General features: G+C 35.1%; 11 protein-coding genes. 10 read left to right on the top strand and 1 reads right to left on the bottom strand.

Going from position 1 to position 13,243, the window contains the following annotated elements; all coding sequences use genetic code 11:
• Positions 1–66 precede the first annotated feature (66 nt).
• The 8 genes from JOD07_RS04460 (at position 67) to JOD07_RS04425 (ending at position 9,787) form a co-directional block, all read left to right on the top strand.
• Positions 67–795, top strand: coding sequence for a ClpP family protease (locus tag JOD07_RS04460; RefSeq protein WP_158739005.1), 729 nt, complete (start codon positions 67–69; stop codon positions 793–795).
• Entirely contained in the window at positions 792–1,016 is a 225-nt protein-coding gene (locus JOD07_RS04455; RefSeq protein WP_158739006.1) for a YlzJ-like family protein, read from the top strand. Before JOD07_RS04460 ends, JOD07_RS04455 begins: the two co-directional genes overlap by 4 nt.
• A 72-nt stretch (positions 1,017–1,088) precedes the next feature.
• Positions 1,089–3,479: an FtsK/SpoIIIE family DNA translocase gene (locus JOD07_RS04450; RefSeq protein WP_158739007.1), complete on the top strand. Its 2,391-nt coding sequence runs from the start codon at positions 1,089–1,091 to the stop codon at positions 3,477–3,479.
• A gap of 73 nt (positions 3,480–3,552) precedes the next feature.
• Complete coding sequence (locus JOD07_RS04445) at positions 3,553–5,223, top strand: formate--tetrahydrofolate ligase (RefSeq protein ID WP_204612497.1); 1,671 nt, start codon at positions 3,553–3,555, stop codon at positions 5,221–5,223.
• A gap of 10 nt (positions 5,224–5,233) precedes the next feature.
• On the top strand, positions 5,234–6,085 hold the full coding sequence (gene folD / locus JOD07_RS04440; protein WP_158739009.1) for a bifunctional methylenetetrahydrofolate dehydrogenase/methenyltetrahydrofolate cyclohydrolase FolD: 852 nt from the start codon (positions 5,234–5,236) through the stop codon (positions 6,083–6,085).
• A 19-nt stretch (positions 6,086–6,104) separates the two neighbouring features.
• Positions 6,105–7,442 carry a 30S ribosomal protein S12 methylthiotransferase RimO gene (gene rimO / locus JOD07_RS04435; RefSeq protein WP_204612667.1) on the top strand — a complete coding sequence of 446 codons (1,338 nt, stop codon included), beginning with the start codon at positions 6,105–6,107 and terminating at the stop codon, positions 7,440–7,442.
• Entirely contained in the window at positions 7,426–7,971 is a 546-nt protein-coding gene (pgsA, locus tag JOD07_RS04430; protein WP_204612495.1) for a CDP-diacylglycerol--glycerol-3-phosphate 3-phosphatidyltransferase, read from the top strand. Before rimO ends, pgsA begins: the two co-directional genes overlap by 17 nt.
• Before the next feature lie 172 nt (positions 7,972–8,143).
• Positions 8,144–9,787: an MBL fold metallo-hydrolase RNA specificity domain-containing protein gene (locus JOD07_RS04425; RefSeq protein WP_158739011.1), complete on the top strand. Its 1,644-nt coding sequence runs from the start codon at positions 8,144–8,146 to the stop codon at positions 9,785–9,787.
• On the opposite strand, the gene JOD07_RS04420 is transcribed toward JOD07_RS04425, so the two are convergent.
• Positions 9,782–10,903: a ribonuclease H-like domain-containing protein gene (locus JOD07_RS04420; protein ID WP_158739012.1), complete on the bottom strand. Its 1,122-nt coding sequence runs from the start codon at positions 10,901–10,903 to the stop codon at positions 9,782–9,784. The two genes, JOD07_RS04425 and JOD07_RS04420, sit on opposite strands and share 6 nt — an antisense overlap.
• A 237-nt stretch (positions 10,904–11,140) precedes the next feature.
• On the opposite strand from JOD07_RS04420, the gene JOD07_RS04415 reads away from it, so the two are divergent.
• Both JOD07_RS04415 and JOD07_RS04410 read left to right on the top strand, forming a co-directional pair.
• On the top strand, positions 11,141–12,307 hold the full coding sequence (locus JOD07_RS04415) for an ABC transporter substrate-binding protein (protein ID WP_158739013.1): 1,167 nt from the start codon (positions 11,141–11,143) through the stop codon (positions 12,305–12,307).
• Positions 12,308–12,362: 55 nt separating this feature from the next.
• Entirely contained in the window at positions 12,363–13,238 is an 876-nt protein-coding gene (locus JOD07_RS04410) for a branched-chain amino acid ABC transporter permease (RefSeq protein ID WP_158739014.1), read from the top strand.
• Positions 13,239–13,243 lie beyond the last annotated feature (5 nt).

Below are 13,243 nucleotides of genomic sequence, written 5' to 3'. Positions count from 1 at the left end.
TTTTTTGAATGAACTCCCTTCAATATACCCATACTAAAATAAAACTATATTGAAGAGGAGAATAAGATGAGTAACGAAATGACACCTAATGAATCAGAAAAAAAGAATAATGAAACAACTGAGTCCATAAAAGAATTTGGACAAATGCCCATTCCTCAGGAAAGCAATACTTCAAACAAACCTAAAATTCATTGTCTTACCATTATAGGACAAATAGAAGGCCATATTACTTTGCCGCCACAAAACAAAACAACAAAGTATGAACATGTTATTCCACAACTGGTAGCTATTCGAGACAATGATGAAATTGACGGTGTATTGGTGATCCTAAACACTGTTGGAGGAGATGTAGAAGCTGGACTGGCTATTGCCGAAATGATTGCATCTCTGGGTAAACCAACGGTTTCTTTAGTGTTAGGAGGTGGACACTCCATAGGAGTTCCGTTGGCGGTCTCAGCGAATTATTCTTTTATTGCTTCCAGTGCAACTATGACTATTCATCCTGTTCGTATGAGCGGTACAGTTATAGGGGTTCCGCAAACTTTTGAATACTTTGATAAAATGCAGGAGAGAATCGTAGAATTTGTTTCAAGAAATTCGAAAATCTCTCAACAGCGTTTTAAAGAATTGATGCTGGATACAGGGAAACTGGCAAAAGATGTTGGTACAATCGTTATTGGAGAGGAAGCAGTGAAAGAAAAACTTATCGATGAAGTAGGAGGGTTAAATGAAGCTTTAAGCAAACTTTATGAACTGATTGATCAGGCCAAGAAATCAAAGGAGGAAAATAAATGATTTATTCCATTATACCTGACGAAGTGATTTTTAGTGACATGGAGGATGAAAGTAAGGCAGTGGAAGAATATAAAGAGATAGAATATAAAGGATATTTGCTGCAGGTGACTTTAGAAAAAAATAGCGGATACAGAATTCAAAGAATTATTTCCACAGATCCTTATGCGTATTTGAACAGTGAAATTCAACCGGGCAATATAATCTCTGGAAATATCCTCTAAATAGTGCTATAATTGATTCATATGTGTTAGCAAATGCTAGCACTTTTTATTTAAAAGAAAGGATTGGCAAATATGGGAAAGAGACCATTGACAGAGAAAAAGAAATCATCCAGAAATAGAACAAGGAAAGTGAAATCTCCTACAGGAGGAGCATTGTCGCAAGAGATAAAGGGCGTTCTCATTTTTGCATCAGCAATCATTTTTGGAATAGGTATTTATAGTCATGAAGCTGGATTTTTCGGTAAAATAATCTATAAGTTTTTTGTTGGAATATTAGGTATTGGCGCTTATTTTTTACCTGTATTGATTGGCAGTATCGGTATTTTGATGATGCTAAAAAAACTGAATACCAGTAATAAATTGAAGATGCTTATATCTTTCGGCATGGTGTTTTTATTGTCTATATTTGCTCATATAATGCATGGTATTGATGTGGCATTAGATGGTATGAATATATGGCATAGGGTAAGACATTATTACGATGCAGGCAGTTGGAATAATGGAGGATTAATTGGTGCAATATTTGGGAAGATTTTAGTAAAGACGATTGGTATATATGGCAGTTATGTTTTCATTATTACATTCCTTATTATTTTATTGATTTTACTAACTGGAAGATCCTTTATTGATGATATGATATCCATTTATCAATGGATGGGGCGATGTATAGCAAAAATCAAAGAAGTTTTGAGTAATTATCAGCTGGAACATGAAGAAAAGCGAATGCAAAAGAAAACTAAATCTAAAAATAAGAACAATGTATCCCTGCAAAATATAAAAGCAGAAGATCCTGTAACTGTACATAGTGATCATGAGTCACAGGAAGCAAAGAGCAGTAATGAGGAAGCAATAGAAGAAATAAAAGTATTGGACTTTGCCCAGAAATCTGAAGAGAAAACTAAAGAAAAAGAAATAGAAAACATATCGGAAAACACCGGTAGCTCTGCTCAAGAAGAACCTGTGGAAGTAATTTCATCTGTTAGTAAACCAGTAGATTATCAATTTCCGTCTATTGAACTATTACAGGCTAATACTTCCTCAATTACATCAAACTCCAAAAAATTAATGCTTAACAATGCAAAAAAATTGGAAGAGACTTTAGCCAGTTTTGGTGTAGAGGCAAAAGTCATACAGATTAACAGAGGGCCTACTGTGACCAGGTATGAACTTCAACCCAGTCAGGGAGTTAAAGTAAGTAAAATCGTTAGTTTGGCAGATGATATTGCTCTTAATTTGGCAGCTGCTGGTATACGAATTGAAGCACCTATACCCGGGAAAGCTGCAGTGGGTATCGAAGTACCTAATCAAGAGGTTCAGCCCGTATTTTTAAGAGAAGTGATAGAAGATGAAACTTTTCAAAAGTTTCCGTCCAAACTTGCCTTTGCTTTGGGAAAAGATATTGCCGGTAACTGTGTTGTAGCGGATATAGCTCGCATGCCTCATTTACTCATTGCAGGGGCAACCGGATCTGGTAAAAGTGTTTGCATTAATACACTTATTACAAGTATACTTTATAAAGCAAATCCCAATGAGGTAAAATTATTAATGATTGACCCCAAAGTAGTTGAACTTAGTATTTATAACGGAATACCTCATTTGATGATTCCAGTAGTGACAGATCCCAAGAAAGCAGCAGGAGCACTGAACTGGGCTGTTCAGGAAATGACCAACCGTTATAAATTATTTGCAGAAAACAATGTTCGAGATATTAAAGGTTATAATAACCTAAAAAGAAACGAAAATCCAGATGACCCAAATCCACCTGAGCTCATGCCTCAAATTGTGATTATTATTGATGAGTTGGCGGATCTTATGATGACTGCGCCAGGAGAAGTAGAGGATGCTATTTGCAGGCTGGCACAAATGGCAAGAGCAGCTGGAATTCATTTGGTAATTGCTACTCAAAGACCTTCAGTCGATGTAATCACTGGAGTCATTAAAGCCAATATACCTTCCAGACTGGCTTTTGCTGTATCATCCGGTACAGACTCGAGAACCATACTGGATATGGTAGGTGCTGAAAAGCTTCTTGGAAAAGGGGACATGCTTTTTTATCCTGTTGGTGCAGCTAAACCTGTAAGAATTCAGGGAGCTTTTATTTCAGATAAGGAAGTTGAGCGAATTGTAGAAAACATAAAGCAGTCAGGACAAGCAGAATACAATCAGGATATGATTGAAGAAATTACTGCTGTGAATAATGTATCATCTTCCTCTGGAGAAGAAGTGGATGAATATCTTCAGCAGGCAATTGAAATGGTTGTTGAAAAAGAAAAAGCTTCTATTTCTATGATTCAAAGATATTTGCGTATTGGATTCAACCGTGCAGCAAGGATCATGGAGGAAATGGAGGAAAGGGGTATTGTAGGGCCTGATGAAGGAAGTAAGCCAAGAAAAGTACTGATTACTAAGGAAGAATTTGAGCAAATGAAATTAGGTAGTGATCAAAAATCGTCTAACTTTTAATATGGAATAGAAACAGGTACACTGTTTTTACAATAATAATATGAATTTTTAGAAATGGTGGGAGGATTTAGAGATGAAAACTGATATTGAAATTGCTCAAGAAGCGGTTATGAAGCCAATAACAGAGATTGCATCTGAACTTAATATTGATGCGGATGATTTAGAATTATATGGTAAATACAAAGCTAAATTATCTGATACTTTATGGGACAAGATCAAGGATAAAAAAAATGGGAAATTGGTTTTAGTTACAGCAATCAACCCAACTCCTGCTGGAGAAGGAAAAACCACAATATCCGTAGGTCTTGGTCAAGCTTTGTGTAAAAAGGGTAGAAAAGCAATTGTAGCTCTAAGAGAGCCTTCTTTAGGACCTTGCATGGGCGTAAAAGGTGGAGCAGCTGGAGGCGGATATGCACAAGTTGTTCCGATGGAAGACATCAATCTGCATTTTACAGGGGATATTCATGCGATCTCCGCAGCCCATAATTTGCTTTCTGCAATGATCGATAATCATCTTCAGCAAGGTAATGAACTTCAGATTGATCCGAGACAGATTCTTTGGAAAAGAGCTGTGGATATGAATGACCGCGCATTAAGAAATATAGTGGTTGGCTTAGGTGGGAAGACTCATGGTGTACCAAGAGAAGATGGGTATATGATTACTGTTGCTTCGGAAGTTATGGCCATACTTTGTCTTGCAGAAGATTTAATGGATTTAAAGAATAGATTAGGAAAAATCATAGTAGCTTACAATTATGACGGGAAACCAGTTACAGCAGCAGACTTAAAAGCAAACGGCGCTATGGCAGCATTGCTGAAGGATGCCATTAAACCTAATCTGGTTCAAACTTTAGAAAATACCCCAGTTTTAATGCATGGAGGACCTTTTGCCAATATTGCTCATGGCTGTAACAGTATCAGAGCTACGAAGATGGCACTTAAGCTGGCAGACATAGTAGTGACAGAAGCAGGCTTTGGGGCAGATTTAGGTGCCGAGAAGTTTTTTGATATCAAATGTCGTTTTGCTGGATTCAAGCCAGATGCAGTGGTTTTAGTTGCTACTATTCGTGCCTTGAAATATAATGGCGGTATACCAAAAAATGAGCTGGGTATTGAAAATTTGGACGCACTTAAAAAAGGATTTGAAAATCTTAGAAAGCATATTGAAAATATTCAGCAATATAAAGTGCCTATTGTGGTTACCCTAAACCAATTTGTGACAGATACCCGTGATGAAATAGCTTATGTTAAAGATCAATGTGAAAGCATGGGGTGTGCATTTGCTATTTCAAAAGTATGGGAATTAGGCGAACAGGGTGGTTTGGAACTGGCTGAGAAAGTAATAGAAACTTTAGAGACAAAGCCTTCTAACTTTGAAGTATTGTATGATTGCAGTAGCACTATTACAGAAAAAATTGAAACCATTGCACGAAAGATCTATGGGGCAAAGGGAGTCATATTTACTTCCAAAGCTAAAAAAGATATGGAGAAAATAGTTGCGATGAATTTAGATAAGATGCCCATCTGTATTGCAAAAAATCAATATTCATTGTCTGATGATCCAAGTTTGCTGGGAAGACCAAAAGACTTTGAAATTACAGTAAGAGAATTAAGGGTTTCTGCCGGTGCTGGTTTTATAGTGGCCTTAACAGGAGATGTGATGATTATGCCAGGATTACCCAAATACCCTGCAGCAATGAATATTGACATTAATGAGAAAGGTCAAATTACAGGATTGTTCTAGGAGGTGTAATATGAGTACCCTTATTATTGATGGGAAAAAGATCTCACAGGATATAAAGGACGAATTGAAAAAAGAAGTAGAAGAATTAAGCCAAAAGAATATTATTCCAGGATTGGCAGTTATACTGGTTGGAAATGATCCTGCATCAAAAGTTTATGTTAATAATAAGAAAAAAGCCTGTGAATATATAGGTATCAAATCTTTTTCTTATGAGTTGCCCCAAGAAACAACAGAAGAAGAACTGCTAAATCTTATAGATGTTTTAAATAAAACAAAGGAAGTCAATGGTATATTGGTTCAACTTCCGCTTCCGGAACATATCAATGAGAGTAAAATCCTTCTTTCAATTGATCCAATAAAAGATGTGGATTGCTTTCATCCATACAATGTGGGATTAATCTCTATTGGTAAAATGGATGGTTTTCTTCCTTGCACACCAGCAGGAATCATAGAACTAATAAAAAGATCCAATATCGAAATTGAAGGTAAAAACTGTGTTGTTGTAGGAAGAAGTAATATTGTAGGAAAACCAGTTTCACAACTTTTGTTAAGTCATAATGGCACAGTAACCACATGCCATTCCCGTACAAAAGAATTAGCTAAAATATGCCAAGAGGCAGATTTACTAGTCGCTGCCATCGGAAGACCTCAATTTATTAAAGCAGATATGGTGAAAGAAGGATCGATTCTTATCGATGTGGGTGTAAACCGTTTAGATAATGGCAAATTATGTGGGGATATTGATTTTGAAGGCTGTAAAGATAAGGCCTTAGCTATTACTCCTGTTCCAGGAGGCGTAGGTCCTATGACTATTGCAATGTTAATGAAAAACTGTGTAAAGGCTGCACTGATGCAGAACTAGAAAGGAGATTATCTTGCCTATTAGAATAGCTTTTGTTTCATTAGGATGTGACAAGAATTTAGTTGACAGTGAAGTGATGTTAGGTTTGCTTCAAAAATCAGGATTTGTATTAATTTCGGACGAAAGTCAGGCGGATGTACTGGTTGTAAATACCTGTTGTTTTATACAAGATGCTAAAGAAGAAAGTATCGAAAGTATTTTAGAAATGGCTCAATATAAGAAAACGGGTAATTGTAAAGCCCTTATAGTAACAGGTTGTATGGCAGAACGTTATAAAGATGAAATTTTATCTGAAATACCTGAAGTAGACGGGGTAGTCGGAACGACAGGTTATGAAAGTATTGTTGAGGTCGTTGAAGAAATTTTACAAGGTAAAAAAATTCAAATGTTTTCTGACGTTAATGCAAAAACGAGTGAAAATTATCAGAGAGTATTGAGTACAGCTGGTTATTTTGCTTATTTAAAAATTGCTGAAGGCTGTGATAATCGATGCACCTACTGCATTATTCCTCAGCTCAGGGGTAAGTACAGAAGCCGTTCGATGGAAAGTCTGATTAGTGAAGCAAAAACTTTGGCCAGCCAAGGGGTAAAGGAATTAATCCTGGTTGCTCAGGATACAACAAGATATGGTATTGATTTATATGGAGAAAAAAAATTGCCTCAGTTATTAAAGGAATTATGTAAAATTGATGATTTAAAATGGATTCGCTTACTATACTGTTATCCGGAAGAGATCACAGATGAATTGATTGATGTCATTGCAGAGGAAGAAAAAGTATGCAGTTATTTGGACATGCCTATTCAACATGCAAATACTTCAATTCTTAAACGAATGGGAAGAAGAAGTACTAAGGAAGACCTTATTCATCTCATTAACAAGCTGCGAAAGAGGATTCCGGATATTTGTCTCAGGACCACTTTAATTGTAGGATTTCCTGGAGAAACGGATGAAGAATATGAGGATTTGGTGCAATTTGTTAAAGATATGAAATTCGACAGATTGGGTGTATTTACGTATTCCAAAGAAGAAGGAACTCCTGCTGCCAAAATGAGAGGACAGATTCCAAAGAAAATCAAGGAGTTTCGAAAAGATAAGATTATGAAGCTTCAACAGGCTATTTGTGAAGAGAAATCTGCACAATGTGTTGGAAGGACTTTAGAAGTCATAATTGATGGTAAGCTTCCAGAAGAAAATGTGTATTGTGGGAGAACATATCGGGATGCGCCTGAAATAGACGGAATGGTATTTGTTAGCGCTGATGAAGATCTTTTATCAGGAGATTTCATTAAAGCTTCTATTACATCTTCTAATGAATACGATTTAATAGGGAGGATTGTAGATGAATCTGGCGAATAAACTGACTTTTTTGAGGATTATTTTGATTCCTGTATTTTTAATTGTTCTGCTTACAGAATGGATTCCTGATCCTCAAAAAAGAATTTTTGCAGTGATTATTTTTGCATTGGCATCTCTTACAGATATGCTGGATGGATATATTGCGAGATCAAGAAACTTAATTACGAATTTAGGCAAATTTTTAGATCCTCTGGCAGATAAACTCCTTGTGACATCTGCTTTGGTTAGTTTAGTTGAATTAGGAGATTTGCCTGCCTGGGTTGTTATAATTATTTTAAGTCGTGAACTTGCAATTACTGGTTTTAGAACAGTTGCAGTATCTGAAGGAATTGTCATTGCAGCAAGTTGGTGGGGAAAAATAAAAACAATTAGCCAGATGTTTATGATTATGGTCTTTTTACTCAACATCTCCCTTCCGATTTTTGACGTATTTGAAACAGTATTAATGTGGATGGCAGTTATATTTACGATCATTTCTGGAGTAGACTATATTGTTAAAAATAAACGTGTCTTATCGACGCAAAAATAAATTTTTCTAAAATAGATTCATTCCCCAGTCTTTGAAAGAATATGATATAAGAGATTGCTATCTTTTTGAAGGATTTACTAAGAAGCAAATCGAATGATTGAAATATAAAGTAAAATATGTCTATGATCCAAGGTAGTTATTTTTTTATTGATTATAGAAGGGCGGGGATGATATGAAGCTAACATTTTTAGGGGGAGCAAAGACTGTAACGGGTTCATGTTACTGGATGCAGGCAAATGGTAAAAACATTCTTATTGATTGTGGAATGTTTCAAGGACATGATCAAGAAGAAGATTTGAACTTTGAACCATTTCCTTTTGATGTCAGTTCAATTGACTATTTGCTGTTAACCCATGCCCATATTGATCATAGTGGAAGAATACCTAAGTTATGTAAAGAAGGTTTTAAGGGGAAAATCATATGTACCAAAGCAACCGCAGATTTATGTGCAATTATGCTTCCTGACTGTGGATATATCCAGGAATCCGAAGTGGAATGGAAAAACAGAAAAAGGCAAAGAGCAGGCAAACCACTTATTGAACCATTATATACGTATCAGGATGCACTGGACTGCATAAAATTTTTTAACCCGGTCTCCTATCATCAAGAAGTTCGTCTGCAAGGAAATATTACGATTAGATTTTCAGACGCAGGGCATATTTTAGGTTCTTCAATTTTGGAAATATGGGTAAATGAAAAAAATTCTGAGACTAAAATTGTCTTTTCAGGAGATTTAGGAAATCAAGATATTCCATTATTAAAAGATCCGGAAACCATTGAAAGTGCAGATTACTTAATTATTGAATCTACTTATGGGAACAGAATTCATAAAGAAAAAGAAAACAAAGTTAGGAAGCTGCTCAACATAATAGAAGAAACCATTATGCAGGGTGGAAATGTTGTTATCCCTTCTTTTGCTGTTGGAAGGACCCAGGAAATTATTTATGAAATTCACAAATATAGGGAATTATATAAAGATGATATGGATTTTCTTAGTCATGTCCCTGTATACGTAGATAGTCCCCTGGCAATCTCTGCAACAGAAGTATTTAGAAAAAATTTAGACTGCTATGATGAAGAAGCAAGAGCATATGTTGAAAATGGAGATAATCCGCTGGATTTTCCCAATCTTGCTTTTACAAGGACGCCTGATGAATCCAGACAGCTGAATGAGAAACCTGAACCTATGATTATTATTTCTGCCAGTGGTATGTGTGAAGCAGGAAGAATAAAGCATCATTTGAAACACAATTTATGGAGAAGTAACAGTACGATATTGTTTGTAGGATATCAGGCCCCTGGAACTTTAGGAAGGCGTATTCTTGACGGAGCAGAAAAAGTAAAGATCTTTGGAGAAGAAATTTCTATTAATGCCAGAATTGAAAGCATCGAAGGCTATTCAGGCCATGCAGATCAGCAAGGATTACTCAATTGGGTAAGTAGTATTAAAAACAAGCCAAAGAAAATTTTTATCGTTCATGGAGAGCCAGAGTCTCAGTATGCTTTTGCAAAAATATTAAAAAAGCAATTAAAGGTTGATATCATTATTCCCGATAGAGGAGATAATTATGAACTAACGCCATACAGTATTACGGTTCAAAAATCACTGGAACATCTGAAAGAAAACTTTATTCGTCTGCAATTACTGGCTCAATTGGATGTTTTATCAGAAGAAATATACTTCCTTACAAAACAGCTTAACCAGGAAGTATTAAATGGAAAAGAAGATGAGGAAATAAAAGTCATTCAATCTAAAATTGAAGAAGTTCAGAATTCTATTCTTCAAATTAATCAAATGTTAAAAGGCTCGCTATAAACGAGCCTTTTCTGTTTGAGGGATGATGGTTTTGAAAAATTCGACTGCAAGGTTGATCAACTGATCTTTTATACATATGAATTTGTCAGGTTCAATATGAATATATTTTTTCTTAGAACTAATATTTTCTCTAAATATGGGTAAATTGATATTGTCAGTCATTATTTGAAGAAATAACCCTGTTTTTTTAATGTAACAATTTGAAGCAGAAGCAGGCTTTCTCTTTTCTTTAGGCAAAAAAGAACCGACAGATTTGTGAATGGCTTCATCTAATTCAGGGATATAGTAGTATTCTTTATAATTCTGGAAATAATGATATAAGGTCGTATTGAGCAATAATATTTCAAATCGAATGAGTGACTTTTTTTCATAAATATTACACGTCCAGTTTTCATTTTTTAGTGTCAGAGATAGAGGAGAATTATTGGATACTTCTATTGCAAATATAAGTTTATCTTTACTTAGGTCTGTACATTGAACATCTGTAATAAAATTTGGTTGTGTGATCTGTTTGATAAATGAAATATAATCATATATTTTAAATATTTCTATAAGTCCATAAAGATCCTCTTCATTATGCAGCAATAAATTATTTTTAAGAGATTCATTTTTACTTTTGAGGTAATCATAATATTGACCGATCAATTCTCCACCAGCATAAGTGTCAAGCCTATTGATTTTAAGAAAATACTCTATGGTTTTTAGCCTGCAATTTTGCAGACCAAAGATATTTTGAAAAGGACGAATATCTTTTAGAATATCTATAGATTTAAGTTTTTTCAATGGACTGATTATGTTCAATGTAGAAGCTTTTTCTTCTAAGTAAGGAATATCAAATGTATTGCCATTAAAATGAATGATATATTCAAATGAATTACATAACTGAAAAAAATTCATTAGTAATTCTATTTCATCTTTAGGGGATTCAGAAAAAAATTGATGCAATATCCATGTGTTGTCTTTAAAGTAAATGCAACCAATTAAATACAAATACGACTGATAACGGGAAAATCCCGTAGTTTCAATATCAAATAAAATAATCTTTTCATTTCTGCAATGAGGGAAATACTTTTGTATATTAAAAGAATGGGTAAAAGGTTTATATATTTCAATCATATGCGGCTCCTGTTCATTCTTTAGTTTTATCGTTCTAAATCTATCATAAGTATTATTTTAATGCAATATTACAGCATCATTTTAGCATAATAAAAGATTTATATTGAATTGTCAAAAATAATTCTTGAAATTGCAAGTTATTAGTTATATAATCTCATATATGAATAAAAGACGAAATACAATATTTATTAATTAGTATTTCATAAAAAAATCTAAATGAATAAGGAGGAAACTGAGATGAAAGCAAAGAAATTTATGTCAATGCTATTAGTCGGAGGCATTATGCTTTCTAGTCTTGTAGGCTGTGGAAATACAGGTAGCAGCTCACAGGGTTCAGAGAGTTCAGGTGCAAATGCAGATGTAATAAAAATTGGTGGCATCGCTCCATTAACAGGTGATGTAGCCGTTTATGGGGTTGCAGCTGACAACGGAGTAAAATTGGCCATTGAAGAAATTAATGCCAATGGTGGTCTTCTGGGAAAGCAAATCCAATATGTTGTCTATGATGATAAAGGCGATCCGACAGAAGCTGTAAATGCCTATAAGAAATTAACAAGTAATGATAAAGTTGATGCCATCGTAGGCGCTGTTACAAGTAAACCAACTTTAACCGTTACACCACTAGCAGCAAAAGATGGCATTCCCATGATTACTCCAACAGCTACAGCTTTGGAAGTTACAAGTGCTGGACCAAATATTTTCCGTGCTTGTTTCATTGATCCATATCAAGGGGAAGTTATGGCAAAATTTGCTGTAGAAGAATTAGGAGCATCCAAAGCAGCCATTATTTATAATACAGCAGACGACTATTCTGTAGGCGTTGCAGAAGCTTTTAAAGAAGCTGTAGAAGGTTATGGTACTCAAGTTGTAAGCTTTGAAGGTTACAATGGAGATGACAAAGACTTTAAAGCAGTTCTTACCAATGTAAAAAGTCAAGGACCAGATGTATTGTTCATCCCTGATTACTATAATAGAGTAGGTCTTATTGCACAGCAAGCTAAAGAAGTTGGTATTACAGCAACACTTCTTGGTGCAGATGGTTGGGATGGTGTAATAGGTGTAAATCCTGATGCTGTTGAAGGTGCTTATTTCTGCAACCACTATTCAACAGATGATGCTGCAGAAGAAGTTCAAAACTTCTTAAAAGTTTATAAAGAAAAGTATAATGAAGATCCTGTTAGCTTCGCTGCTTTAGGATATGATGCGATGAAGATTTTAGCAGCAGCTATTGAAAAAGCAGGATCAACGGATAAAGATGCTGTAGTAAAAGCTTTGGCTGAAACGGATATTACTTCAGTTACTGGAAAAATTACCTTTGATGAAAATAGAAATCCAGTAAAAGAGGTATCTATTATTAAAATAGAAAACGGAAATAATACATTATTTACAAAAATGAGTCTTTAGTAAAAAGGGAGAAGAGATTCTCCCTTTATCTACTTTATCGCAAGGAGGGCAGCACATGACATTTTTACAGCAGTTAATTAATGGTATACATGTAGGAAGCATCTATGCACTAATTGCATTAGGGTATACAATGGTATACGGAATCATTAAATTAATTAATTTTGCCCATGGAGACATTATTATGATGGGCGCATATATTACTTTTGTTGCGTTGCTTACGCTTAATGTTCCTATTTGGTTGGCTGTCATCATAGCTATATTGGCATGTTTGATTTCTGGAATTTTGATTGAACGCATCGCATATAAACCGCTACGAAATGCTCCAAGAATATCTGCACTTATTACTGCCATTGGAGTGAGTTTGTTCCTAGAAAATTTATTCTTTAAAATTTTTGGAGGCAATCCAAAACCTTTTCCTGTGCTTATTGATCCCACACCGATTTCTTTAGGTTCTATTCAAATAAGCAGAGTGACTATTATTACAATCATTATATCTGCTCTATTAATGGTAGCTCTCGATTTATTCGTAAAGAAAACTAAAACAGGAAAAGCTATGCGTGCAGTATCTGAAGATCAAGGAGCTGCACAATTGATGGGTATTAACGTAAATACTACCATATCCATTACTTTTGCTATTGGTTCAGCTCTGGCAGCTGTTGGAGGAATTTTATACAGTACGGCTTATCCACAAATCGATCCTTTCATGGGTATGATGCCGGGATTAAAAGCATTTGTGGCAGCAGTTCTTGGGGGAATTGGTATCATTCCTGGAGCTATGCTGGGTGGATTTATTATGGGAATTGCTGAGAGCTTTACAAAAGGATATATATCCAGTCAAATGGCAGATGCGGTTGTTTTTGGGATACTCATACTTGTATTAAGCTTAAAACCTTCTGGAATATTCGGCAAAAATGTTAAGGAGAAAGTGTAGGTGAG

Origin of the sequence: Defluviitalea raffinosedens (assembly GCF_016908775.1) — a bacterium.
Classification (GTDB): Bacteria; Bacillota; Clostridia; order Lachnospirales; family Defluviitaleaceae; genus Defluviitalea; species Defluviitalea raffinosedens.
Note: the sequence above shows the minus strand (reverse complement) of the source record. Positions and strands in the feature narration are given on the sequence as shown.